Raw genomic sequence first — 24627 nt, 5'->3', positions numbered from 1 at the left:
CTTCATCCCCCTGATTCGGAGAATCCTTGACCATGAATTTGCTGCACAAGTCTCGTCGAAGCGCCCTGCTGGCAGGCCTGGGTTTGGTGGCCGCGGTGACCACGCTCTCGTCCGCCCATGCGCAGACCTCGGCGGATGAGGCGCTGAAGGCCGCCATCGCCGGCAGCCATCGCACGCCGGCTTTTGTGGCGCGTGATGCCGCACGCCATCCCTACGAGACGCTGAGCTTTTTTGGCATCAAGCCGACCATGACCGTGGTGGAGTTGTCGCCCGGCGGCGGCTGGTACACCGAGATCTTGGCGCCCTATCTGCGCGACAAGGGGCAGCTGATCCTGGCGGGTGATGATCCGGCCTCCGAGCAGGCTTACTTTCAGCGCAGCGCCGCGCGCATGAAGGAAAAGTTGGCCGCCAGCCCGGCGCTCTACGACCGCGCACAAGTGACCGTGTTTGCCGCCGGCACCGGCAAGCTGGACTACGCCAAGCCCGGCAGCGCCGATATGGTGCTGACCTTCCGCAATGTCCACAACTGGGTGTCCTTGGGCGAAGCCAAGACCCAGGCGGTTTTCAAGAGCGTTTTCACGGCCCTGAAGCCGGGCGGCGTCTTCGGCGTGGTGGACCATCGCCTGCCAGCCAGCGCCACGCAAACCGAAAAGGCCGAAAGCGGCTACGTCCATCAGGCCTATGTGATCCGCATGGCCGAGGGCGCCGGCTTCAAGCTGGTGGCCACGAGCGAGGTCAATGCGAACCCGAAGGACAAGGCGGACCACCCGAACGGCGTCTGGGACCTGCCGCCCAGCTTTGCCAGCAAAGACAAGGACCGCGCCCGCTTCGAAGCCATTGGTGAGAGCGACCGCATGACGCTGAAGTTCGTCAAGCCTTGATCAAAACGCCGCCACCGAGCCATCACTCGCCCCGCCTGGCCTTTGTAGGCGCAGGCCGCCTGGGGCGGACCCTGGCCCGCGCCTGCGCGGCTCGAGGGGCGGATGTGGTGGCGGTGGCCAGCCGCTCGACGGCGGCCGCTGAAGAACTGGCCGCGCAGCTTCCGGCTTGCCAGGCCTTGAGCCCCGAGCAGGCGGTGGAAGCGGCCGACTGGGTGTTTTTGACCGTGTCTGACGATGCGATTGCGTCGCTGGCCGATCGCCTGCCCTGGAGGTCCGCGCAGTTGGCCTTGCACTGTAGCGGCGCGACCGAGTTGAGCGCCCTGGCGGCGGCCACGCGGGCGGGCGCGCAGACGGCGGGCTTTCATCCGCTGCAGATTTTTTCAGACCCCGCGCGTGCCGAGCACCTGCTTGCCGGCAGCACTGTGGCCATCGAGCTGGGCTCGCCCGATGCTGATCTGCAGCAGCGCTTGCATGACTTGGCCGATCGGCTGGGCATGAGGCCTTTGCAACTGCCGCCCGGCAGCCGTGCGGCTTACCATGCGGCGGCCAGTTACTCGGCCAGTTTCTTGCTGTCGATGTTGGATGAGGCGGCGCAGTTGTGGGCCGAGGTGGGGCTGCCGGAATCGGCCGCTTTGTCGGCCTTGCTGCCCCTGGCTCGAGGCACGCTGGACGCGGCCGAGGCGCGTGGACTGAGCGGTGCGCTGTCTGGCCCGATCTCACGGGGTGACCTGGGCGTGGTCGCCACCCATTTGCAAGCGCTGGACGCCATGGCTGGCGATCACGGCGCTTTTTACCGACAGCTGGCACAACGCCAATTGCGCTTGGCGCGCCTCAGCGGCCGCCTGGATGAAGCCGGCTTGCAGGACCTGCAAACTCTGATCAAACCCTGATCAGCAGCGACTTCGGCCCTGAGCGATTGATCCGTTAGCGCGAACAAGCGTTCGCCTTCTAGAATGCGCCCATGAGCCTGGACATGCAGACCCTGTTCGTGGTGGTGACTTCGGTCGCTTTGCTGCTGTCTTTCTGGGTTGCATTCATGGCCTGGGGGCAGCCGGCTCGGCATGCCTTGTGGGCCTGGGCGCTGGCTCTGCTCTTCTATGGCGCCAGCCAAGCCGTCTTTGCCCTGCGGGATTTTTTGTCCTTCGGCGTGATCCTCGTGACGGGCAACACGGCCTGTGCACTCGCTCTGGTCTTGATGCAAGTGGCCCTGAGGCGCTTTCAAGGCGCTGAGAGCTTGGGGCTGCGCTGGTCTTTGCCGGTGGTCTTGGTGCCCTTCTTGACGCTGCTGTCGCTGAACCAGCCGCGCTGGCGGGTACTCAGCGTGACCCTGGTGTTTTGCTATCAGATCGGCGTGATCTTGCTGGCCTTGTTGCACCCGGGCCAAAAGCAGCATGGCCGCGGCCGCTACATCCTGGTGGGCGCGTTCTCGGTGCTTTTGTTGATTCTGTCGCTGCGCTCGGCGGCGGCGATCACGGGTGCGCTGGACGACCAGTCCGGGGCCGACACCAGCCGCTGGCTGGCGCTGGTGTTTTTGATTTCCATGTGGGTGATCCTGAGCATCACTTTGGGTTTTGTCTATATGACGGTGGAGCGCGCCGAACGGCTCAATTTTGAGTTGGCCATGAAGGACATGCTGACCGGCATGGCGAACCGGCGCGCCATCACCGACCAACTCTTGAACACCGTGGCGCGGGCGCAGCGACAAGGCCAGTACCTGAGTGTCTTGATGCTGGACATTGATCACTTCAAGCATGTCAATGATGGCTACGGCCATCAGGCCGGCGATATGGTCTTGCGCGGCGTGGCCCAGATTCTGCAAAGTCGGCTGCGGGCTCAGGACCAGATTGGTCGCTTTGGTGGCGAAGAATTTTTGGTCATCCTGCCCGATACCAGCTTGGAGGGCGCGCAAACCTTGGCCGAGGCGCTGCGACAAGCGGTGGAGGCCACGCCCACGCAATGGGGCGCGCACAGCATTGCCGTCACCATCAGCATCGGCGTGCGTGGCGGGGCGGTCACTGGGGGCGACACGGCCGACAAATTGGTCGGCGCCGCCGATGCCGCGCTCTACCGCGCCAAGCAGAACGGCCGCAACCGGGTCGAGGTGGCTCTGCCACAGCCCGCCCTGCTGGCGGGAGGCTAGCGGCCATGTTCACCGTTTATGGGCTCAATGGCCGGGTGTTCAGCGGCCGGCTCGAGGGTTTGCGTGAGCTGAGCCCGGTGCAGGCGGTATCCCGGGTCCGGGCGATCGAGCCGGTGCAAGCGGACCCGGCCTTGCAAGCGCCGGGCGTCTTGCTGGCCGGCCCGGCGCCTGACACGGCATTGCCGGCCCTGGGTGGCGCCGAGCCGCGCCCCAGCGATGCCTTGGCGGCTTATCAGCAGGCGCAGTCCATGGGCGAGGGCACGGCGGAGCGCCATGTGCTGAGCTTGGTGGAGCAATTGATGAGCCGGCGCCTGCACACCGTGCCTTTGCAGTCGACGCTGGCCCAGGGGCTGGCGCTGCTGAGCCGGGCCGGCGTAGGGCAGGCGCCCGTGGTCAATGCGCATGGCCGCCTGGTCGGTTTGCTCTTGCGGGCCGATCTGCTGCCTGGGCCACAACATTTGGAAGATAGCCAAGCCTGGCTGGATTGGCTGGACCAACCTGTCGCACAGGTGATGTGGAGCCCGGTGCCGGCCGCGCGGCCGGACACGCCGATACGCGAAGTCGCGCAAGCCTTGTTGGACCTGCGCCTGCCCGGCCTGCCGGTGGTGGACGAGTACGGCAATATGCTGGGCTTTCTGTCCCGCAGCGACATCTTGCGTGCCTTGACCCGCGAGGCCCCGCTGGACCTTTGGACTTGAGGTCCCGCTAGCTCGCAAGTTGTGAAAAATCTCTCAAACATGGCGGCGGCTTGAAGCGCGTTTGACCCGCAAACCGGGGGGTGTCTCGATAATCGCTGCCAGGTTTTTTGCCGCCGGTAGTGGGCGGGCAGTTCAGGGAGTCGATCACCATGTCAGCAGTTCTTCAGCAAGTGAGTCCGTCCCCAGTGTCTGAAACCCCTGTCGCCGTGGCGGCCGAGTCGGCTGAGACCGCTTTGGCGGCCCAGGACCCGGTGCAGGTTCTGCACAAAGTGGTGCAAGAACTGCCCGATGCCTGCGAGCGTCTGGCCTATGTGCGCAGCATGACCGAAGAGGCCGCCACCAAGGTGCTGGGCCTGGTCGATGCGGCCCAAGATGATGCCGAACAGGTGCGCCGCCAGGGCTCGGATCTCTCAGAAACCCTGTGCCGCATGGCTTTGGCGCCGGATTTGACGGTCGACCGCGCGCGCCAGATGCTCAAACTCTGCGCCGCTTATGCCGCCAATGCGGCCAGTTTTGCCAGCCGCGAAAAGTCTTTGCACACCGAGATCATGATGGCCCAGGGCTTTCAAGATCTGTCCGGCCAAGTCATCAATAAAGTGGTCGGCATGCTGGAAAGCGTGGAAGCGCCGCTGGAGCATATGTTGGCCCAGTTCGAGCCACCCAAGCCCGAGTTCAGCGACTCTGCCAGCCAAAGTCTGGAAGGCGTGCAGACCCCGGACAAGGCCTTGCAGCAAGACGATGTGGACGACTTGCTGGCCTCTTTGGGCTTTTGAACTCTAAATCCTGACTTACTGCCAAGCGATCGGGTTGAGCCGGTAATAGCTGCTCAATTGCCCGTACAAGGCGGGATGCTGCATCGCTAAGTCCAGCGGCCGTTCAAAGAACAACTCGCTGCAGACGGCGAAGAACTCGGCCGGATCGGTGGCGCCGTAAGTGTCGATCAGGCCCGGCTCGCCCTGCGCCAGGCGGGCTCGCAGCGCATCAAACTCGTTTTGCATCACCGTGGACCAGCGCCGGTAGGCCTGGGCATCGGCCAAGACCGGCGCGCCATTGGCATGGCCTTTGGCTTGATCGAGTTGGTGCGCAAACTCATGAATGACCACATTGTGGCCATCGGACGGGTCGGCGGCACCCGCCTGCACATCGCGCCAAGACAGCAAGACCTGACCCTGGACCCAACTCTCCCCAGCCAGTGCACGGCGCTGTTCGCGTAGCACACCGCCAGCCTCGGTGACCGGGCGGTCCACCATAAAGGCGCCGGGGTAAAGCAGGATCTGCTTCAGCTTGGGGTAGTAGTCGCGCCGCGCCCCCAGCAGCGGCAAGCAGGCCTGCGCTGCGATGGTGACGCGCATCTCATCGGTCACCACCAAGCCATCGCAACCGATGATGGGCTTCTCAGCCAAAAACACCTGAATCTCTTGCTTGAGCCGCAGATGCAAGTCTGCCGGCAAGCGCTGCGCCAAGGGCACGCGGCGCCGCAAGATGCGCCGCCAGGCCTGCGGGAAGGCTTGCGCACGCAGACGGTGTCGACGCCGGCGCTGCAGCAAGGGGCCGCTCGCCAGCCACAAGATCAAGACCAGCGCCAAAGCGATGGTCAGCAAGAGGGGCAGGGCATTCGTGTCCATAGGCTTCCATATGGGCGCGCAGTTGCTGATTACAAGTCGGCGCCGGATCGCTTAGGCTTGGGCCATGCCAAATACCCCTGCCGAAACCTTGAAAGCCTGGCAAGTCATCGTCGGCGGTATTTGCGGCTTGGTCTTGACGATTGGTTTGGCGCGCTTTGCCTACACGCCGCTCTTGCCCTTGATGCAGACCCAGGCTGGGCTCAGCCATTTGCAGGGCGGCTGGCTCGCCTCCATCAATTACCTGGGCTATATGAGTGGTGCGCTCTTGGCCGCTTGGATGGACGGCCCGGCCTTGCGGCAGCGGCTCTATAGCGCCGGTCTGCTGCTGAGCCTTTTGATCACCGCCTTGATGGGCCTGAGTGATCAGCTGTGGGTCTGGGCTTTATCGCGCTATCTGGGCGGCTTGTGCGGCGCCGCCGGCATGTTGCTGGGCTCGGGCCTGGTGCTGGCTTGGCTGATGCGGCAAGGCCGCCGGCCGGAGCTAGGCCTTCATTTCATCGGACTGGGCTTAGGCATTGTGGTGTCGGCGCTGGGCGCTTACTTGATGGCGGAATGGGCGCTGAGTTGGTCGCAGCAATGGCTGGGCTTTGCTGGTATTGGCCTGCTGTTTCTTGCGCCGGCTTGGGCCTGGCGGCCGCCGGTGCCGCCGGCACCAAGCGCCGCACTTGCCGCCCCCGCAGTACCGGCCCGGCGCTGGATGGCGCTGATGATGGCCATGTACTTCTGCGCCGGCTGGGGCTTTGTGATCAGCGCCACTTTTACCGTTGCGATCGTCGAGCGCCAGCCGCTGCTGGCCGGTCAGGGGCCTTGGGCCTGGGCCTTGGTGGGTTTGGCGGCCACGCCGGCCGTTTTTATCTGGGACCGGGTGGCGCGGCGCTGGGGTGAGTTGAAGGCTTTGTTTGCTGCCTTTGCCTTGCAGATTCTGTCGGTCTTGCTACCGGCCTGGTCCGACGGACTGGCAGCGGCCTTGTCCGGCGCCTTGCTCTACGGCGCCACCTTCATCGGCATCGTCAGCCTGACGCTGGCGCTGGTGGGGCGGCGCGCGCCGCACAACCCCGGCAAGGCCATGGCCCGGCTGACGCTGAGCTATGGCCTCGCCCAAGTAGGCGCCCCGGCGCTGGCCGGCGCGATGGCGCAAGCCAGCGGCAGCTACCGAGGGGCGCTGTGGATCACGGCCGCGGTGCTGGCCTTGGGCCTGGGCTTGCTGACGGTTTTGATGCGCGAGCCGAGCGCTTGAGGGATCAGGGCTCGCCTGGCCCGCCTTCTTCAAAACGCTCGCCCTTGGCGGCCATCTCTACCAAGCGCTGCGCCGGGGCAAAGCGCTCGCCATATTGCGCCGCCAGCGCTTGAGCACGCGCCACAAAGGCAGGCAGGCCATAGGCGTTGATGAACTGCAGCGCGCCGCCTTGGAAGGGCGCAAAGCCCCAACCGAAGATGCTGCCGATATTGGCATCGGCCACCGAGCGCAGCACGCCTTCTTGCAAGCAGCGCGCAGCCTCATTGGCCTGGGCGAACATCAGGCGGTCGATCAGCTCGGCCTGGCTGGCTTGCTCGGCCTTCAGCGGGTACAACTCTGCCAGACCCGGCCACAAGCTCTTCTCGCCTTGGGCGTAGTCATAAAAACCTTGGCCGCCCTTCTTGCCGATACGGCCCAACGCGCAGAGTTGGCGCAAGACCGGCTCGCCGGGATGTTCGACATAACGGATCCCTTCTGCGGCCAGATCCTTGCGCGTTTGCTCGGCCACATGCAGGCCCAAGCTCAGCGAGACCTCGTCTTGCAAGGCCAGTGGCGGCATCGGCATGCCGGCTTGCAGGCCCGCCATTTCAATCGAGCGCGGATGCACGCCTTCGGCCAGCAGGGCCAGGCCCTCCATCACATAGGTGGCAAAGACCCGGCTGGTGTAGAAGCCGCGCGAGTCGTTCACGACGATGGGCGTCTTGCCGATCTGCAGCACATAGTCAAAGCCTCGCGCCAGCGTCTCGTCCGAAGTCTCCTTGCCGACGATGATTTCCACCAGCGGCATCTTGTCCACCGGCGAGAAGAAATGCAGGCCGATGAACTGCGCCGGCCGCTGCGAGGCCTGGGCCAGGCCGGTGATGGGCAGGGTGGAAGTGTTGGAGGCGAACACCGCGTCTGCAGCGATGATGGCCTCGGCCTGCCGCGTCACATCGGCCTTGACTGCCCGGTCTTCGAACACCGCTTCGATGATCAGATCGCAGCCGGCCAAGTCTGCATAGCTTGTGGTCGGGGTGATTTTGGCGAGCAGGGCATCGCGCTTCTCGGGCGTGCTGCGGCCTTTTTTGACAGCCTTGTCCAGCAGCTCTTGCGAGTACTGCTTGCCTTTGTCGGCGGCAGCCTGGCTGCTGTCCAAAAGCACGACCTCGATGCCGGCTTTGGCCGAAACATAGGCTATGCCTGCGCCCATCATGCCAGCGCCCAGAATGCCCAACTTGCTGACTTTGCTGCGCGGTAGGCCGGCGGGCCGTGAGGCGCCTTTCTTCAGCGCATTCAGCTGGTACCAGAGCGTGCCGATCATGTTCTTCGATTCGGGGCTGATGGCGCAGGCGGCGAAGTAACGCGCTTCGATTTCCAAGGCGCGGTCAAAGTCGGTCAGGCCGCCTTCGAAGACACTGGACATGATGTGGCTCAGCGCCGGGCAATTGCCATAGCTCTTGGCCGAGGCCATGGAGGGCGCAATCGCCAGCATCTGCGCCACGGCGGGCGAGCGTGAGTCGCCGCCGGGGTAGCGGAACTTGGGCGCATCCCAGGGCTGCTTGGGCGACTTGTTGGCGCTGATCCAGGCGCGCGCTTGCATCAGCGCGTCCTCGGGGTTAGCGGCCAAGGCGTTCACCAAACCGCTGGACAAGGCCTGGGCGGCGCGCACCTCCGTGCCTTCGCTCATCCATTGCAAGGCTTGTTGCATGCCCACCAGGCGCGGCAGGCGCTGGGTGCCGCCGCCGCCCGGCAGCAGGCCCAACTTGACCTCGGGCAGGCCCAGCTTGGCGCGGCCGTCGTCGATGACGATGCGCCAGTGGCAGCCCATCGCGATCTCCAGCCCGCCGCCCAGGCACATGCCGTTGATGATGGCCACCACCGGCTTGCCGCAGCGCTCAAAGCGGCGAATGAAGTGCTTCAGCGCCATCGAGGCATCAAAGGCTTCTTGGGCCGTGCTCAGCGCGCGCAGGCGGTCGATGTCGGCGCCGGCCAGAAAGTCTTTTTTGCCCGAGCGCAGGATCAGGCCGGTGACGCTGGCGTCTTGCTCCAGCAGATCGGTCAGGCCAGCCAGCGGCGCAGACAAGGCCTCGTTCAGCACATTCATCGAATGGCCGGGGAGGTCCATGGTGGCGATGACGATGCCGTCCGCGCCGCGTTCAATGTTCAAAGCCTTGCTCACGATCAGACCCTTTCGATGATGGTGGCAATGCCCATGCCGCCGCCCACGCAGAGCGTGGCGCAGCCTGTGCTCAAGTTGCGGCGCTCCAACTCATCGAGCAGGGTGCCCAGAATGACGCAGCCGGTGGCCCCGAGCGGGTGGCCCATGGCAATGGCGCCGCCGTTCACATTGACCCGGTCCAAGCTAAGCCCCAGGTCGCGCGCTGTCTTCATCGGCACCACGGCAAAGGCTTCGTTGATTTCCCAGAGGTCGATGTCGGCGGCTTGCATGCCGGCTTGTTTCAGTGCTTTTTGGCAGGCCGGTGTGGGGCCGGTGAGCATGATGGTGGGCTCGGAGCCGATCACCGCCGCTGCGCGGATGCGGGCACGGGGTTTCAGCCCTGCCGCTTCGCCACCGGCCTTGTTGCCGATCAGCATCAGCGCCGCGCCATCGACGATGCCGGAGGAGTTGCCGGCATGATGAATATGCGGGACGCGTTCCAGCGTGGTGTACTTGCGCAGGGCGGTGGCGTCGAAGCCCATTTGGCCCATCATGGCGAAACTGGGGTCGAGCTTGGCCAAGGTATCCAGGCTGGTGCCGGGGCGTATGGTTTCGTCTTGGGCCAGCAGCAAGAGGCCGGCGATGTCATACACCGGCACGAGTGACTTGCTGAAGTAACTTTGTGACCGAGCGGTGTTGGCTCGGCGATGGGATTCCACTGCAAAGCTGTCCACATCGGTGCGACTGAAGCCTTCCAGCGCTGCAATCAGGTCGGCGCTGATGCCTTGTGGAATAAAGCCCAGCGCTTGATTGATGCGCGGGTCCATGAACCAGGCGCCACCGTCGCTGCCCATGGGCCAGCGGCTCATGGATTCCACGCCGCCGGCCACCACCAAGCGCTCAAAGCCGCTGGCGACCTTGGCTGCGGCGAGGTTGACGGACTCCAGCCCCGAGGCGCAGAACCGCGACTGCGTCACCCCGGTCACGCTCTCGGCCCAGCCGGCGTCTAGCACTGCGGTGCGGGCAATGTCCGCCCCTTGTTCGCCCACTGGCGTCACGCAGCCCAACACCACATCGTCCACCAGGGCGGTGTCCAGCGATTGCCGCTGCGCCAGGGCCTGCAAAAGCGTGCGCAGCAGCCAGACGGGGCTGGCCTGATGCAGGCCGCCGTCTTTTTTGCCTTTGCCGCGTGGAGTGCGGACGTGGTCGTAGATGTAGGAATCGAAGTTCATGGGCCGTGTCTCCTGCTTTCTTGTCGTGTGTTGGCCGTGGTGTCTTGCGCAAGCTTGGGTTTCAAGTCTGGCGGATCAAGGCGACCGGTCACTCTGCTCCGTCCATGTCCCCCGCCGGCTTCGCCGGCTCCTCCTTTACTTCCCTCCGCAGAGCGCCCGGCCGCCCGTCTTGCACACAGCCTGCTTGTTCGTTTCGATGTGGGTGCCCGCTCAATGTCAGATTCCGCACTGGGAACGCGCGGAGAGGTGCGGCTCACATAAACCGCGACGCCAACTCTTTCATGATTTCGTTGGTGCCGCCATAGATGCGGGCCACGCGGGCGTCGGCGTAGAGCTCGGCGATGGGGTACTCCATCATGTAGCCATAGCCGCCAAAAAGTTGCAGGCACTCGTCCATCACCTTGCAGGCGAGGTCGGTGGTCCAGGCCTTGGCAAGGGCGGCGCGGGCGGCATCAAGTTGGCCCTTCAAATGCGCTTCCATGCAGGCATCGACAAAGGCGCGAGCGGCCAGCACCTGAGACTGCACCTCGGCCAGCTTGAATCGTGTGTTCTGGAAGTTCCAAATCGTCTTGCCAAAGGCCTTGCGTTCCTGGGTGTAGGCCAATGTCTCAGTGAGTGCGCGCTCCATCGAGCCAACCGCTGTGACGGCAATGATCAGCCGCTCCTGCGGCAGCTCTTGCATCAGCTGGAAAAAACCTTGGCCTTCTTCGCCATTGGCGCCACCGAGCAGATTCGCCACCGGCACCCGCACCTCGTCGAAGAAGAGCTCCGAAGTGTCTTGCGCCTTCATGCCGATCTTGTCCAGATTGCGGCCGCGGCGGAAGCCGTCGACCAAAGTGCCGTCGGCCTTCTCGACTTCCACCACCAGCAGCGAGATCCCCTTGGCAGCTTGCGTCTTGTCGGTCTTGCAGACGACGATGATCAGATTGGCGTTCTGGCCATTGGTGATGAAGACTTTTTGCCCGCTCAGCACATAGTGATCGCCATCTCGGCGGGCATGGGTGGCCACGTTTTGCAGGTCAGAGCCGGTGCCCGGCTCGGTCATGGCGATGGCGCCGACCAGTTCGCCGCTGGCCATCTTGGGCAGCCAGCGCTGCTTTTGTTCCTCGCTACCGTAGTGCAGGATGTAAGGCCCCACGATGGCCGAGTGCAGGCCGCCGCCAAAGCCGCTCAAGTTCGCCTTGGCTTGCTCCAGCAGGATGATGGCGTCATGACCGAAGTCGCCGCCACCGCCACCATATTCCTCAGGCATAGAGGCGCACAGCAGACCGTTGGCGCCGGCCTGCAGCCAGGTGTCGCGGCCCATCATGCCGGCCTCGCGCCACTCGGCCGCGCGCGGCACCCATTCCTGCTTGAAGAATCGGGCGACCGAGTCTTGCAGCATCCGGTGCTCTTCGCTGATCCAGCTTGAAGGAAAAAGAGGCAGGGCAGACATGGTGTTTACTTCTCCTGGGCGGCCAGTTGCTGGCGCACCGATGTGTTGATCAGGCGCAACTCGGCGAGGGTTGCCTCGATATGGGCGCGCTTTTGTTCTAACTCGGCAATCGCCTGATCGGTGCGCTCCAGCGTGAACTGCAATTGCTTGGCACGGCCCTCGCCGTGGGTGCCGTACAGGTCCAAGAATTGCTTGATCTCCGCCAGTGAGGAACCCAAGGCCTTGGCGCGCAAAATCAACTTCAGCCGAGTGCGGTCGCGCTGGGTGTAGACCCGCGCGCCATTGACGCGGCGTGGTTGCAGCAGGCCCTTATCCTCATAAAAGCGGATGGCGCGGGCCGACAAATCAAACTCGGCGCACAACTCGGTGATGCCGAACAAAGCTTCCACCGGTGCACCGGCCGCGCTTTGATTCAACACCTCGCGGGCGGCGGCGGTGCGCGCTGCCGTGCTGCTGTTCTGGCTACTGCTGCTCATGAGCTTGAGGTCCATGCTTGCGGCTGCAGCGCTCAAACCACGCGTTGCAGCTTCATGGCCACGCTCATATCGCCCGAGACTTTGAACTTGCCCATCATGAAGCCGTTCATGGGATTGAGCTCGCCGCTCAAAAGGGCGGCCAGGTTCTCCAGCGAGATGGCCACGGTGCAGTCGGCTTCGCGGTCTTCATTGCTGACGCTGTTCGGCACCGACTTGCCATCAATCACCGCCACGCCATCGGCGCCGCAGTCGAACTTGAGGATGGCATTGAGGCCGCTGTCGTCTCCGACTTTGGCGCGCAGGGCAGTGGTAGCGGCTTGCATGTCCATAGGGCTCTCCTGTTGTGGGGTATCTGCGAAGGGGCTGGGCCTGGGTTGGGCACTCCAAGCGTGTCTGCATGCTACGCACAAACGCTGCCCTTAGTTTCATGGTAATCACCGATAGGCAATAGGGGTGACGTTAACGGAAGCTATCAACCCACAAGGTCATGCCTGGCTCAGGCATGGATCGCTAAGTGCCGAATTGCCGCAGTGCAGGAGCTTGCCCCTATGAGTGAGGTTGCCGCTGTTCCGAAGGCTGAGCCTTCGTCGTCCCACTATCGCTCGGTATTTCGCCCCGGCCTGTTTGCGGGTCAGTTGATCTGGGTGACCGGCGGCGGCTCCGGGATTGGTCGCTGTGTGGCGCATGAGTTGGCGTCTCTGGGCGCCAAGGTCTTGATCTCGGGCCGCAGCGAAGAAAAGCTCAAGGCCGTGGCCGCAGAGATCCAAGCCGACGGCGGGCTGTGCGCCTGGCGTGCTTTTGACATCCGCGATGACGAAGCGGTCAAGGCCCAGGTGGCTGGCGTGATCGCCGAGCATGGCCCGATTCATGGCCTCGTTAACAACGCCGGTGGGCAGTTCCCGGCGCCGCTGATGATGATCAGCAAGCGCGGCTTTGAGGCGGTGGTGGCCAACAATTTGACCGGCGGCTTCTTGATGATGCGCGAGATTTTCACACAAAGCATGCAGGGGCAGGGCCGTGGCGCCATCGTCAATATGACGGCCGACTTCCGCAACGGCATGCCCGGCATGGCGCACAGCGGCGCGGCGCGCGCCGGCATGAGCAATCTGACCATGAGTGCCAGCTTTGAGTGGGCCCATGCCGGGGTGCGGGTGAATGCGGTGGCACCGGGCTGGGTGGCCTCCAGTGGCATGGACAGTTATGGCGATGCGATCAAGCCCATGATTCGCAAGCTCAAAGACCATGTGCCGCTGCGCCGCCTGGCCAGCGAGGCCGAGATCAGCTCGGCTATTGTCTTCTTGCTCTCGCCCGCGGCCGGTTTCATCACCGGCGTGACGCTGCAAATCGACGGCGGCGCTTCGCTGGGAAATCCGATGTTCCCCTCCATCGATCACGCGGGCACACCGGCCTTTGACGGCTTTCATCGCGCGGCCGTGCCTGAGGTACTGAAATGAGCGTCATCCACAGCCGCATCAACCCGCGCTCGACCGCCTTTGCCGCCAATGCGCGGCGCATGAACGAGCGCTTGGCCGAGATTCGCGCGCTGGAGGCCAAGGTGGTGGCTGAATCGGAAAGCAAGCGCGCCAAGTTCGAGGCCCGGGGTCAGCTCTTGCCTCGTGAACGGGTGGCCCGCCTCTTAGATCGCGACTCCGGCTTTCTGGAGTTGTCGCCCTTGGCCGGTTTGGGTATGCACGATGACGATGGCAAGAAGGCGGTGCTGGGCGGCGGTTCCATCGTCGGCATCGGTGTGGTGACCGGCAAGCGGGTGATGATTTCCGCCAGCGACAGCGCCATCAAGGGCGGCACAGTGGCGCCCATGGGCTTGAAGAAAGCGCTGCGGGCCCAGGAGATTGCGCGCGAGAACAAGCTGCCACTGATCTATTTGGTGGAGAGCGGCGGCGCTAATCTGATGTACCAAAGCGAGATGTTTGTGGAAGGCGGGCGCAGCTTTGCCAACCAAGCGCGTCTTTCGGCCATGGGCCTGCCGCAGGTCGCCGTGGTGCATGGCTCCAGCACGGCCGGTGGTGCCTATCTGCCAGGCTTGTCGGACTATGTGGTGCTGGTGAAGGATCGCTCCAGCATTTATCTGGCGGGCCCTCCGCTGGTCAAGGCCGCGATTGGCGAGGATGCCAGTGACGAAGAGTTGGGCGGTTCCGACACCCATGCGCGCATCACCGGCCTGGGCGAGTACCTGAGCGAGAACGATGCGCACGCGATCGCGCTGACCCGCGAGTTGCTGGGGCAATTGAATTGGGATGAGGTCAAGGCTCCAATCCCTGCTCCCTTGCCCTTGTATCCCAGCGAAGAGCTGCTGGGCGTGGTGCCGCAAGATGAGCGCGAGCCCTATGACGTGCGCGAGGTGATCGCCCGCGTGGTCGATGGCTCGGACTTTTTGGAGTTCAAGGCCGAGTACGCCGTCGAGACGGTTTGTGGCCACGCGCGCATCGAAGGCCAACGCGTCGGCCTGATTGGCAATAACGGGCCGATCCAGCCGCAGGGGTCCACCAAGGCCGCGCAGTTCATTCAACTCTGCGACCAGAGCGGCACGCCCTTGGTCTTTCTGCAGAACACCACCGGCTATATGGTGGGCAAGGCCGCCGAGCGCGGCGGCGCCATCAAGCATGGGGCCAAGATGATTCAGGCGGTGGCCAATGCGAGGGTGCCCAAGTTCACCATCGTGCTGGGCGGCTCTTTCGGGGCCGGCAACTACGGCATGTGTGGTCGCGGTTTCGATCCGCGTTTCATCTTCTCCTGGCCAACGGCCCGCACCGCGGTGATGGGAGGCGCGCAGGCCGCCAAGGTGATGGACATCATCAACCGGGCCAAGCTGGAGCGCATGGGCGCTGAGGTCAATGACGAAGCCTTGTCCGCCATGAGCGAGCAGCTGCGCGCCCGCATCGACCGTGAGTCCAGCGTGCTCTTCGGCACCGCCCGGCTCTGGGACGACGGCGTGATCGACCCGCGCGATACCCGCCGCACGCTGGCCCTTGCTCTGAGCCTAGCGCGTGAGGCCGATCAACGCCATCTGCATGGCAATAGCTTTGGCGTGGCGCGGCTTTAGGCCCGAGCTCGGATTTCTAAGAACTTGTCCGTCAATAGGTGGGTCAGAGGGTGGCGAGACGATTTGAGCGCAGAGCAAGGCGCATACCGGAGCGATACCCGGAGGTATCGCGAGGATCTGCAACGCAGCCATGCGTTCAAAGCGACCGGCAGCCGACCCCGACTATTGACGGACAAGTTCTACAACAAGCACGGAGACCTAGATATGAACCTGAGCCCAGAACACCGCGCCCTCTACGACACGGTGGCCAAGTTTGTCGAGAAAGAGCTGAACCCCTATGTGCCCGAATGGGAGAAGGCCGAGCAGTTCCCCGCGCACGCGGTGTTCAAGAAGCTGGGCGACTTGGGCCTCTTGGGCCTGAAGTATCCGGAGGAGTTTGGTGGCGCTGGGCTGGACTTCAGCTACTCGATGGTGATGGCCGAGGCCCTGGGTACCTGCTACTGCGCCGGTGTGCCCATGGGCATTGGCGTGCACACCGATATGTGCACCCCGGCGCTGGCGCGCTTCGGCAGTGATGAGTTGCGACGCGAGTTCCTAACGCCCTCCATCGCGGGTGATTTGGTCGGCTGCATCGGCGTCAGCGAAGTGGGGGGCGGCTCAGACGTGGCTGCGGTCAAGACCACGGCGCGCAGCGAAGGCGGTGACTATGTGATTAATGGCGGCAAGATGTGGATCACCAACGGCATGCAAGCCGACTGGTGCTGTCTCTTGGCCAATACCAGCGAAGGCCCGGTGCACAAGAACAAGAGCTTGATCGTGGTGCCCATGGACGCCGTCGGGATCAGCCGTCAGAAGATCCACAAGATCGGCATGGACGCGTCCGACACCGCGCAGCTTTTCTTCGACAACGTCCGCGTGCCCAAGCGCAATCTGATCGGCCAAGAGGGCCTGGGCTTTATGTTCCAGATGATGCAGTTCCAAGAGGAGCGTCTCTGGGGCGCGGCCTCCTCACTGAAAAATCTAGACCGCCTGATCGATCTGACGATTGAGTACACCCGCGAGCGCAAGGCCTTTGGCAAGAGCATCCTGGACAACCAAGTGGTGCACTTCCGTTTGGCCGAGTTGCGCACCGAGGTGGAGGCGCTGCGGGCGCTGACCTATTCCGCGGTGGAACAGTATGTGGCGGGCAAGGACGTGATGAAGCTGGCCTCTATGGCCAAGCTCAAATGCGGGCGGCTGATCCGCGAGGTGGCGGACAGCTGCTTGCAGTACTGGGGCGGCATGGGCTTCACCTGGGACAACCCCATCAGCCAGGCCTTCCGCGATGGGCGGCTGGTGTCTATTGGCGGCGGGGCGGACGAAGTGATGCTGGGCATCATCTGCAAGCTCGAAGGCACGCTGCCCAAAGGCAGCCACTGAACGAGGAGGGCATCGCCATGCTGCAGCACTACAAAACGCTGGAACTGCGCCGCGAAGCCGGTGGGGTTCTGCACCTGAGCTTGAATCGGCCGGAGGTCCGCAACGCGCTCTCGCTGGAAATGGTGGCCGAGTTGCGCGTCGCTCTGGCCGATGCCGAAGAGGGCGGCGAAGTCCGCGTGTTGGTCTTGCGCGGTGCCGGCGGCCATTTTTGTGCCGGCGCCGACCTGAAGGACATGGCGCAAGCGCGCATGCGCATGGCCGACGAGGGCGCTGGCGTGTTGCAGCAGATGAATGCCGCCTTTGGCCATCTGTGCGGCGCCTTTGCGCGCAGCCCTTTGGCCGTGGTGGCGGTGCTGGAGGGCTCGGTGATGGGCGGAGGCTTTGGTCTGGCCTGCGTGGCTGACTTGGTCTTGGCCAGCGAGACGGTCAGCTTTCGTTTGCCCGAGACCTCGCTGGGCCTGGTGCCGGCGCAGATTGCGCCCTTCTTGGTCGAGCGCCTCGGATATTCGCAAGCGCGGCGCCTGGCGGTTTGTGGCGGGCGGCTTGATGCCGCCCAGGCCTTGCAGCTCGGCCTGGTGCATGAGCTGCATGCCGGCGCCCAATTGGACGCCGCGCTGACGCGCCATCTCAGCGGCATGCTGCAGTGCGCGCCCCAGGCGGTTGCGGCGACCAAGCGCTTGATGGCGCGCGCCTGCCATCACGAGGCGGCCTCGCTGGTGGAAGAGGCGGCCGAGGCCTTTGCTCACGCGGCGGCGGGGCCGGAAGGTCAAGAGGGCGTGATGGCTTTTGTAGAGCAGCGCAAACCACGGTGGGCACCGCAATGAGTTTTTCAAAGATCTTGATCGCCAACCGGGGCGAGGTTGCCTGCCGCATCCTGCGCACGGCGCGCCGGCTCGGCTATCGCTGCGTGGCGGTCTATAGCGACGCCGACCGCGGCGCGCCGCATGTGCTGCAGGCCGATGAGGCCGTGCACATCGGCGCCTCGCCGGCGGCTCAGTCCTATCTGAACATCGAGGCAATTCTGGCTGCGGCGCGCGCGACTGGCGCCGATGCTATTCACCCCGGCTATGGCTTTTTGTCCGAGCGGGCCGACTTTGCCCAGGCCTGTGTGGACGCCGGGCTGGTGTTCATTGGGCCACCTGCGGCCAGCATCTTGTCCATGGGCAATAAGGCTGGTGCCAAACGCCGCATGTTGGCAGCGGGTGTGCCCTGCGCGCCCGGCTATTTGGGCGAGCAGCAAGACGATGCCAGCTTGCAGCGCGAGGCCGAGGCCTTGGGCTTCCCCTTGCTGGTCAAGGCGGTGGCCGGCGGCGGTGGCCGTGGCATGCGCCTGGCCTTGCAAACCAGCGAGCTGGCGCAAGCCATTGCCGGCGCACGGCGTGAGGCCGAGAGTGCTTTTGGCGATGGCAACCTGATGTTGGAACGCCTGATTGAGGGTGGGCGTCATATCGAGGTGCAGGTCTTTGCGGATAACCGAGGCAATGCTGTGCATCTTGGTGAGCGCGACTGCACCGCCCAGCGGCGCCGGCAGAAGGTGATTGAAGAAGCGCCTTCGCCCATCGTCAGCCCGGCCATGCGCGAAGCCATGGGCCGCGATGCGGTGGCTGCCGCCCTGGCCGTAGGCTATGTGGGCGCGGGCACGGTGGAGTTCATCGTGGACGCTGAGTTGAAGCATCACTTCTTGGAGATGAACACCCGGCTTCAGGTGGAGCATCCGGTCACCGAGGCGATCACCGGCTTGGACTTGGTCGAATGGCAGCTGAGAGTGGCGGCCGGCGGGGCCTTGCCCTTGCGTCAGGAACAGATCCAGTTCAGCGGCCACGCCATCGAGGCGCGCTTGTATGCCGAGGATCCTTATGAAGCCTTCGCGCCGCAGACCGGCCGCATCATTGGCTGGGCGCCGCAAAGGACACAAGCGGATGTGCGCGTCGATGCGGGCATCCAAGAGGGCGACGAGGTCTCGCCTTTTTACGATGCCATGGTGGCCAAGCTGATCGTGCATGGCCGTGACCGCGATGATGCGCGGCGTCGTTTGAGCGCGGCCCTTGAAGACCTGCCCCTGCTGGGGCTGCGCAATAACGGTCGCTTTCTGCGGGATCTGCTGCAACACCCAGTCTTTGCCGAGGCCCGAATGGATACTGGCACGCTGGACGCCTGGGCTCAGGCAGGCGCAGCGCTGATGCAGCGACCCCAGCCGCAGCATCGCGATTGGCTGATCGCCGCAGGATTGATGGCCTTGGCGGCAGGCCCGGCCTCAGCGCGGCCGATCTGCGTGCAAGCGTTTCAGCTCAGCCTGCAATGCGGCGCGGAGCGCAAGAGCTTGCGTGTGGCTTGTTTGGGTCAGCAGGTTCGCATCACCGACTCGGGCCAGCAGCATGACTTTGAACGCTTGCCCGAAGTCGGCGATGGCTGGACCCGTGTGCGCCTCGATGGGGTGCAGCGCCGCCTCATCTGTCGCGGCACCGAAACGCCGGACGGGCCCGAGCTGCACTTGGTCAGCGAGGCGGCTTGTCATGTTTTCAGCGAGGTCTCGGCCTTTCCGCAGAGCGCCCAGCGCGCCGATGATCCTTTGCGTGCCTGCTCGCCGGTGGCCGGCCTGGTCGCGCAGCTGCTGGTGCAGGTGGGCGACAGGGTCAGCGAGGGTCAGGCCTTGCTCAGCGTTGAGGCCATGAAGATGGAGATGTGGCTGACAGCGGGCATGGCCGCGCGCGTCAAAGCCATTCACGCAGCGCCAAAAGATGCAGTGGCCGCAGGCGATGTCTTGGTGGAACTGCAAGTCATGGAAGTCTCGGAAGAAGTGAAGGGAAGCGAGTGATGAAGATGCCCCAAAGCCTGCGCAGCGACAAAGCGGTGCTCACCTGCGCCCTGACCGGGGTGCTGACCAATCCCAAGCAGCACCCGGTGCCGGTGACGCCGGCCCAGATGGCGGCTGAGGCCCGCGACGCCTTCAATGCCGGTGCGTCGGTGATGCATGTGCATCTGCGCATGCAGGAGGAGGGCCTGGGTCATCTGCCCAGTTGGGACCCGGAGGTGGCGGATCAGGTCATCGCCGCCATCCGCGCGGCCTGTCCCGGCGTCATCATCAACCTAACGACTGGAGTGATCGGTGCGGACATCTCCGGCCCCGCCGCTTGCATCCGGCGCGTCAAGCCCGAGGTTGCCGCCTGCAATGCGGGCAGCCTCAACTACCTCAAGCTCAAAGACGACGGCCGCTGGGCCTGGCCGCCCATGGTCTTTGACAACCCGGTGTCCAAGATCCAGGCCTTTTTGGATGTGATGAGCGAATGCGGCGTGCATCCCGAGTTCGAGTGCTTCGATGTCGGCATCGTGCGGGCGGTGGGCATGTTTGTGAAGTCCGGCATGTTCAAGCCCGAGATGGGGCGGCCCGAGTACAACCTGGTGATGGGCGTGGCCTCGGGCATGCCGGTGGATGGCGACTTGCTGAAGCTTTTGCCGCGCTATTTGGTCGACGAGGCCATTTGGCAGACCACGCTGATCGGCCGGCAGGAAATTTGGCCGGTGCATCAGCTCACCGCGGATCTGGGTGGCATGTTGCGCACAGGGCTGGAGGACACTTTTTATCTCCCCGATGGCGAGCGAGCCAGCGGCAACGGGGCCTTGATCGAGGCTTTGGCGGCTTGCGCAGTGCGGGCGGGCCGGGGAATCGCCAGTCCCGACGAAACCCGGCAACTCTTGGGTCTGCCAACTGAGAACTAGTTAACGAAGCGCCAGCTTGCAGGCAAGCCCTGTGGTTTTTGTTCCAAAGCCCGAGTGAAAACCCTGCCATGCCGCCCTGATTTGGCTATCGTTGCAGCAAAGCTTGGCTTCGGGAGGGGTCAAGCGGGTGCCGCAACAAGGGCAGGGGGCCAGCGACGAGATCACGCGCAGCAGGCTCCGCTTCAAGCCCTGGGTACAGAGATGTTTGGTGAAGCAGTTTTTCCCTCTACTCTGACTGGAGCTTGGCATGGTGCATCGTCGACAGGCGTTCTTGGGTTCAGGTTCAACGGCGCGCAGCCGGGGCGTCTTGGCATTGTTGAGTCTGGGCTTGGGCCTGCAACTGGGCGCCCATGCACAAGAGCTCAGCACATCGGGCTTTGCATCTTTGGTCCTGGGGCGAACCTCGGGCTCTTGTGTCAGCAGCGGCCTCGCGCCCGCACACAGCAATAACTGCACCCGTTTCATTGCTGATTGGGGCCATGCCGGTGTGTATGGTGACGATGTGACGGCCTCGCCCGAGTCGAGGGCCGGCCTGCAGGCCACCGTCAAATTCAATCCGCAGTGGAGCGCGACGACTCAGCTCACGACCCGCGCCGTCAAGGACCAGGCTTTGAACCTTGAGTGGCTCTACCTGGCCTATCAAATCGCGCCCGAATGGACGCTGCAAGTTGGGCGCAAGCGCTTGCCGCTGTACTACTACTCCGACTTTCAGGACGTGGGCTATGCCTACAACACCATAAGACCCAGCCCGGATGTATACGGCTGGGACGTGGTCAATTACAACGGCGCCAGCCTGAGCTATTCAAGCGAAGTTGGCGCCTGGTCCTTGCGCACCGAGGCGCTGATCGGCAACGAGAGCAGCAAGAAGAACCCCTATTCGCGGCTCTACAACGAATCCCCCAAGGATGTGGAGTGGGGCGATATCGGCGGCGTCAGTTTCGAGTTTTCTAGAGACTGGTTCACCGGCCGCTTGAGTTATGTGCGCAGCACCTTCAAGCAGGTCGACCGTGACAGCGGCGTGGTGGATGTTGAATCGAACGGGCCCAAACAAGACTTCGTGGGTCTGGCCTTGAATGCCGACATTGACAACTGGATTGTGCGCAGCGAGTTCGGTCAGGCCAAGCGGCAGTCGCTGAACTACAAGGCCAAGTACTACTTGCTGACCGTGGGCTACCGCATGGGCGCCTTCACCCTGACCGGCGGCACCAGCGCCTATCTGGAAAGCAGCTATGACGCGGCAGCCTATTCACCCGTCAAGCTACGCAGCCAACTGCTGGCCCTGCGCTATGAGTTGCACAAGGGCGGCGCTTTGAAGCTGCAGTTTGACCGCGTTCGCGACAGCAGTGCCGTTCCAGGGGCGGGCAATGCGCAGCTGATGAGTGCTTCCTACGACGTGGTGTTCTAGGCCTTGGCACCGACAGGCATTGAATGAACCCAGCATTTGCATTCCATGATCAGGACACAGCCATGAAAAATTCTTACTTGAAGTCCAAGTCCCGCGTCCTTGTGGCCTTGCTGTTGTGCGGCCTGAGCAGCTGGGCCGCGGCGCAGACCGCCGTGATCGTCAACCCCAAGAGCCCCTTGAGCGCGTTGACGCCCGAGCAAGCGGCTGCTTTGTTCCTGGGCAAGTCCAGCACCTTGCCCAGCGGCGGCACGGTGGCGCTGGCCGATTTGCCAGACTCCAGCAGTGTGCGTGAGCAGTTTTACAGCAAGGCGGCGGGCAAGACCGGCGCGCAGGTGAAGGCGGCTTGGTCGCGCCTGACCTTTTCCGGCAAGGCCACGCCGCCCAAGGAGTTACCCAGCGCAGCCGATGTGAAAAAGTATGTGGCTGCCAATGTGGATGCCATCGGCTATATCGAGAAGTCGGCCGTCGACGCCAGCGTCAAGGTGGTCTTGGTGGTCGAGTGAGGGGGCATCTTGAGTCGACAGCCGTTCGGCCGTCGATTCAGTCTTCGCTGGCCTCGTCTTCAGCGTCCTCAGCGTTTTCAGCGTGCTCACCCTCGGTCTGCGGGGCTGAGCCCGAACTGGCCTCGCGAACGCCGCTGCCCTTGCGCCGAGCCTTGCGGGCATCGGCCTTGGCTTTACGCGCCGCTTCCGCTGCCTCGGCCTTGGCGGCCCATTGCTTGAACTCTTCGGGTGTTTCCAGCGTGATGCGGCCGAGGATGCACTGGCGGAATTCGTAAATCAGCACTTCCGCGGCTTTTTGCAAATTGACGCGGCCGCCGCTGAGCATGGCCCCGCGCTTGCGGCCGATGGCCGTCAGCAGTTCCTCATCATTCAAACCGCTGATGTCGCCGAGCTTGTAGCGCTCGATCAGCTGGGTGGGGTAGTGCACCCGCAGATAGTCCAGCAGCTCCAGCGCGACCTCATCTTCTTCAAAAGCATTGCGGCCGATGGCGCCGCTGGCGGCCAGGTTGTAGCCACTCTCCTCGATGGCAATGCGGGGCCACAACATGCCGGGCGTGTCGAAGAGATAGAAGTCTTCGGCCAGCACGATTTTTTGCTCGATCTTGGTGATGCCGGGCTCATCGCCGGTCTTGGCCGCCCGCTTGGACGCCAAGGTGTTGATCAAGGTGGACTTGCCGACGTTGGGGATGCCGCAGATCAAGACCCGCACCGGCTTGACCATGCCACCGCGCAGCGGCGCCAGCTCGCGGCAGGCCTTGATCAGCGCTTGCGCCGGGGCTTTGATGCTGGCGTCCAGCGCAATCGCGCGGGTGTCGGGCAGGGCGTTGTAATGCGCCATCCACAGCGCGGTGCGTTCGGGGTCGGCCAGGTCTTGCTTATTCAAGAGCTTGAGCGTGGGCTTGCCTTCGGTCAGCTGGGCCAGCAGCGGGTTGGCGCTGGAGCCGGGGATGCGGGCGTCCAGCATCTCGATGACCACATCGAGCCCGGCCTTCATCCGTTCGTTGATCGCGTTCCGGGTCGAATTCATATGCCCGGGGAACCAGTTGATGGCCATGCTTCTTGCTCTTTCTTTTTTGCTGCGCTGACCTGGCTATTGTCGCGGCTCCTGATGTGCCCGGCGGCATGCACTTGCTTACCAACTGTTGCAGCTGCTTTTTCTGCTTGCGGCACCATGAGAGCCATAAGAAAACAGGGGGCGGCGCTTGCGGCCGTGCTCGCCTTGGCTGGGCGGGTTTGACCTCAGGCCTATCGTTCAGAGGGAAAAATCATGCGATTCGAAGGCACATTGACACAGTGGCATGTGGAGCGCGGCTTTGGCGCCATCACACCCTTGCATGGTGGCCAGGCGCTGTTCGTGCATATCTCGGCCTTTCCGGCCAGCAGTTCGCAGCCAATGCAAAACGAGTTGCTCAGCTTCGAAGTTGTGTCAGGAAGCAACGGCCAGAAACAGGCGGCGCGCGTGATGCGCCCCAAACCCACACCTACATTCGCCGAAACGGCCTTGGAGCGCCATCGCTCCAAGCGACCCGCTTTGAAGTCACGTCGACCGACTCTGGCTTACGCTGCCTGTGCGGTTTTGGTCTTGCTCTTGAGCGCAGGGGCCTTGATTGGCTTGGACTATTCGCAGGCGGATGGCCGCCACGTAGCCAAGTTGCTGGGCCACAAGACCGCGGGCGGCACCAAGCTGGCGGCCGGCGCAAGCGTGTTGCGTTGAAGCCCGTTTGCCGGTTCGCTCGGCGATCAATCGGTGTGTTTGCCCCAGGGCAGAGCCGCCGCCTTGCGGTCGGCGCCTTTGCGGGTGCGTAGCACCGCCTCAAAGGCCTGCAGGGCGCCATGGGTGACGCAGGTCAGCAGGCCGACCAGGTCTTCCTGGGTATAGGCCTCGGCATCGCGCCGGAACTGTTTGATGGCCATGGCCAGCATCTCACGCGACACACCGGGGTGCGTGACTGCCACCGCTTGCATGGCGCTGAACAGGTCCGGGTAGCGGCCGCACAAGGCCTTGATGCGGCGCAGCGATTGCGCCGGTGAGCTGCGCGCCGCCGGGCCTATCCAGGCCAATTCATCATCCGCCGCTTTCAGGCTGAGTTCCAGGCAGCGGATGCGAGTCATCAGGTACTCGCAGTCCTTGGCGGCCAGTGCCTGCATCTCGGCCTCGTCGTCGCTCTCGGCTTCGAAATAGCGCTCATGCACCATCTTGGCCAGCGCGGCTTCGAGTTCCGGCAGGGTTTGGCTTGGATTGACGCTGTGGCTGTCGGCCATGCAGGCACCCCTCAGTCCTTGGACAACTTGGTCTTTGGACTTCGGCTGCTTGGCCTAGAACTTGAGGGCCCGAAACCCAAGGGCTCAGGGGCGCTTCAATTCCACCAGCCAGGTCTTGCCCTGCGCCATCTCGGCCCGGAAGAGGATGCGCTCGCCCACCCGGAGTTGCGGCAGCAGGTCTTCGCCCGACGCACCAGGCTTCAGGGTGAAGACCATGGTCATGGCCGGCATGTCCAGGTTCTTGATCTCGCCATGCTTGAGCGTGAGCTTGCGGGTGGCCAGCTCGATGCGTCTTACCTCGGCTTCGGTCCAGGCTTCGGCCTGTTCAGAAGCCGCGGCAGCGGGCTTGGCATGGCTTGCAGGGTCGTGGCTGATCGCGAGTTCGGGCAGGCAGGACAAGCTTGCCGCAGCGGCCAGGGCGATGAGGATGCGGGTGGTGTTTTTCATGATGTGTAGGTC

The 24627-nt window shown here is 63.8% G+C and carries 24 protein-coding genes; 15 read left to right on the top strand and 9 right to left on the bottom strand.

The features are described from left to right. Nucleotides 1-32: 32 nt before the first annotated feature. The 5 genes from LNV06_RS10115 to LNV06_RS10095 all read left to right on the top strand — a co-directional run bounded on the left by LNV06_RS10115 (nt 33) and on the right by LNV06_RS10095 (nt 4492). A complete protein-coding gene (locus tag LNV06_RS10115) occupies nt 33-881 on the top strand; it encodes a class I SAM-dependent methyltransferase (RefSeq protein ID WP_263538120.1) in 849 nt (282 codons plus the stop codon). Continuing rightward, nucleotides 878-1771 carry a Rossmann-like and DUF2520 domain-containing protein gene (locus LNV06_RS10110; RefSeq protein ID WP_263538119.1) on the top strand — a complete coding sequence of 298 codons (894 nt, stop codon included), beginning with the start codon at nt 878-880 and terminating at the stop codon, nt 1769-1771. Before LNV06_RS10115 ends, LNV06_RS10110 begins: the two co-directional genes overlap by 4 nt. Nucleotides 1772-1842: 71 nt before the next feature. After that, nucleotides 1843-3021 carry a GGDEF domain-containing protein gene (locus LNV06_RS10105; RefSeq protein ID WP_263538118.1) on the top strand — a complete coding sequence of 393 codons (1179 nt, stop codon included), beginning with the start codon at nt 1843-1845 and terminating at the stop codon, nt 3019-3021. A 5-nt stretch (nt 3022-3026) separates the two neighbouring features. Next, complete coding sequence (locus LNV06_RS10100) at nt 3027-3719, top strand: CBS domain-containing protein (RefSeq protein ID WP_263538117.1); 693 nt, start codon at nt 3027-3029, stop codon at nt 3717-3719. A 149-nt stretch (nt 3720-3868) separates the two neighbouring features. Next, nucleotides 3869-4492: a protein phosphatase CheZ gene (locus tag LNV06_RS10095; RefSeq protein WP_263538116.1), complete on the top strand. Its 624-nt coding sequence runs from the start codon at nt 3869-3871 to the stop codon at nt 4490-4492. Nucleotides 4493-4507: 15 nt separating this feature from the next. Here LNV06_RS10095 and LNV06_RS10090 read toward each other — a convergent pair whose 3' ends face one another. Next, nucleotides 4508-5344: a M90 family metallopeptidase gene (locus tag LNV06_RS10090; protein ID WP_263538115.1), complete on the bottom strand. Its 837-nt coding sequence runs from the start codon at nt 5342-5344 to the stop codon at nt 4508-4510. Nucleotides 5345-5408: 64 nt separating this feature from the next. On the opposite strand from LNV06_RS10090, the gene LNV06_RS10085 reads away from it, so the two are divergent. Further along, nucleotides 5409-6581 carry a YbfB/YjiJ family MFS transporter gene (locus LNV06_RS10085; protein ID WP_263538114.1) on the top strand — a complete coding sequence of 391 codons (1173 nt, stop codon included), beginning with the start codon at nt 5409-5411 and terminating at the stop codon, nt 6579-6581. A gap of 4 nt (nt 6582-6585) precedes the next feature. Here the strand turns inward: LNV06_RS10085 and LNV06_RS10080 are convergent, their stop codons facing one another. The 5 genes from LNV06_RS10080 to LNV06_RS10060 form a co-directional block, all read right to left on the bottom strand. Next, nucleotides 6586-8739 (bottom strand): 3-hydroxyacyl-CoA dehydrogenase NAD-binding domain-containing protein, encoded by a 2154-nt coding sequence (locus LNV06_RS10080; RefSeq protein WP_263538113.1) that lies wholly within the window; start codon nt 8737-8739, stop codon nt 6586-6588. A 2-nt stretch (nt 8740-8741) separates the two neighbouring features. Continuing rightward, on the bottom strand, nt 8742-9950 hold the full coding sequence (locus tag LNV06_RS10075) for an acetyl-CoA C-acetyltransferase (RefSeq protein ID WP_263538112.1): 1209 nt from the start codon (nt 9948-9950) through the stop codon (nt 8742-8744). Between the two features lie 253 nt (nt 9951-10203). Further along, nucleotides 10204-11385, bottom strand: a complete 1182-nt coding sequence (locus tag LNV06_RS10070) for an acyl-CoA dehydrogenase family protein (RefSeq protein ID WP_263538111.1) — start codon at nt 11383-11385, stop codon at nt 10204-10206. A 5-nt stretch (nt 11386-11390) separates the two neighbouring features. Next, the gene (locus LNV06_RS10065; RefSeq protein WP_263538110.1) at nt 11391-11861 is read right to left on the bottom strand and encodes a MerR family transcriptional regulator; all 471 of its coding nucleotides are present in this window, start codon (nt 11859-11861) and stop codon (nt 11391-11393) included. Between the two features lie 32 nt (nt 11862-11893). After that, nucleotides 11894-12190, bottom strand: a complete 297-nt coding sequence (locus LNV06_RS10060) for an SCP2 sterol-binding domain-containing protein (protein WP_263538109.1) — start codon at nt 12188-12190, stop codon at nt 11894-11896. A 219-nt stretch (nt 12191-12409) separates the two neighbouring features. Here LNV06_RS10060 and LNV06_RS10055 point away from each other — a divergent pair, with 219 nt between their 5' ends. From LNV06_RS10055 to LNV06_RS10020, 8 genes are all read left to right on the top strand, one after another. After that, on the top strand, nt 12410-13315 hold the full coding sequence (locus LNV06_RS10055; RefSeq protein ID WP_263538108.1) for an SDR family oxidoreductase: 906 nt from the start codon (nt 12410-12412) through the stop codon (nt 13313-13315). Continuing rightward, nucleotides 13312-14922 (top strand): acyl-CoA carboxylase subunit beta, encoded by a 1611-nt coding sequence (locus tag LNV06_RS10050; RefSeq protein WP_263538107.1) that lies wholly within the window; start codon nt 13312-13314, stop codon nt 14920-14922. Before LNV06_RS10055 ends, LNV06_RS10050 begins: the two co-directional genes overlap by 4 nt. Before the next feature lie 204 nt (nt 14923-15126). Further along, nucleotides 15127-16281: an acyl-CoA dehydrogenase family protein gene (locus tag LNV06_RS10045; protein ID WP_263538106.1), complete on the top strand. Its 1155-nt coding sequence runs from the start codon at nt 15127-15129 to the stop codon at nt 16279-16281. A 17-nt stretch (nt 16282-16298) separates the two neighbouring features. Beyond that, nucleotides 16299-17105 (top strand): enoyl-CoA hydratase/isomerase family protein, encoded by an 807-nt coding sequence (locus tag LNV06_RS10040; protein WP_263538105.1) that lies wholly within the window; start codon nt 16299-16301, stop codon nt 17103-17105. Further along, the gene (locus LNV06_RS10035) at nt 17102-19096 is read left to right on the top strand and encodes an ATP-binding protein (RefSeq protein ID WP_263538104.1); all 1995 of its coding nucleotides are present in this window, start codon (nt 17102-17104) and stop codon (nt 19094-19096) included. The genes LNV06_RS10040 and LNV06_RS10035 overlap by 4 nt, the downstream gene beginning before the upstream one ends. 5 nt (nt 19097-19101) lie before the next feature. Then, a complete protein-coding gene (locus tag LNV06_RS10030) occupies nt 19102-19998 on the top strand; it encodes a beta-keto acid cleavage family enzyme (protein ID WP_411970107.1) in 897 nt (298 codons plus the stop codon). Nucleotides 19999-20245: 247 nt separating this feature from the next. Further along, nucleotides 20246-21403, top strand: coding sequence for a hypothetical protein (locus LNV06_RS10025; RefSeq protein ID WP_263538102.1), 1158 nt, complete (start codon nt 20246-20248; stop codon nt 21401-21403). A gap of 62 nt (nt 21404-21465) precedes the next feature. Continuing rightward, nucleotides 21466-21906 carry a type 2 periplasmic-binding domain-containing protein gene (locus LNV06_RS10020; RefSeq protein ID WP_263538101.1) on the top strand — a complete coding sequence of 147 codons (441 nt, stop codon included), beginning with the start codon at nt 21466-21468 and terminating at the stop codon, nt 21904-21906. A gap of 37 nt (nt 21907-21943) precedes the next feature. On the opposite strand, the gene ylqF is transcribed toward LNV06_RS10020, so the two are convergent. After that, a complete protein-coding gene (gene ylqF / locus LNV06_RS10015; protein ID WP_263538100.1) occupies nt 21944-22960 on the bottom strand; it encodes a ribosome biogenesis GTPase YlqF in 1017 nt (338 codons plus the stop codon). Nucleotides 22961-23173: 213 nt separating this feature from the next. On the opposite strand from ylqF, the gene LNV06_RS10010 reads away from it, so the two are divergent. Then, nucleotides 23174-23620, top strand: a complete 447-nt coding sequence (locus LNV06_RS10010) for a cold shock domain-containing protein (protein WP_263538099.1) — start codon at nt 23174-23176, stop codon at nt 23618-23620. Between the two features lie 26 nt (nt 23621-23646). Here LNV06_RS10010 and LNV06_RS10005 read toward each other — a convergent pair whose 3' ends face one another. Then, nucleotides 23647-24168, bottom strand: a complete 522-nt coding sequence (locus LNV06_RS10005; protein WP_263538098.1) for a hypothetical protein — start codon at nt 24166-24168, stop codon at nt 23647-23649. An 84-nt stretch (nt 24169-24252) separates the two neighbouring features. Continuing rightward, on the bottom strand, nt 24253-24615 hold the full coding sequence (locus LNV06_RS10000; protein ID WP_263538097.1) for a copper-binding protein: 363 nt from the start codon (nt 24613-24615) through the stop codon (nt 24253-24255). Nucleotides 24616-24627 lie beyond the last annotated feature (12 nt).

It is taken from the genome of Paucibacter sp. Y2R2-4, assembly GCF_025717535.1.
In the GTDB taxonomy this organism is placed as follows: Bacteria; Pseudomonadota; Gammaproteobacteria; order Burkholderiales; family Burkholderiaceae_C; genus Paucibacter_A.
This window is presented reverse-complemented; position numbering and strand designations above follow the sequence as displayed.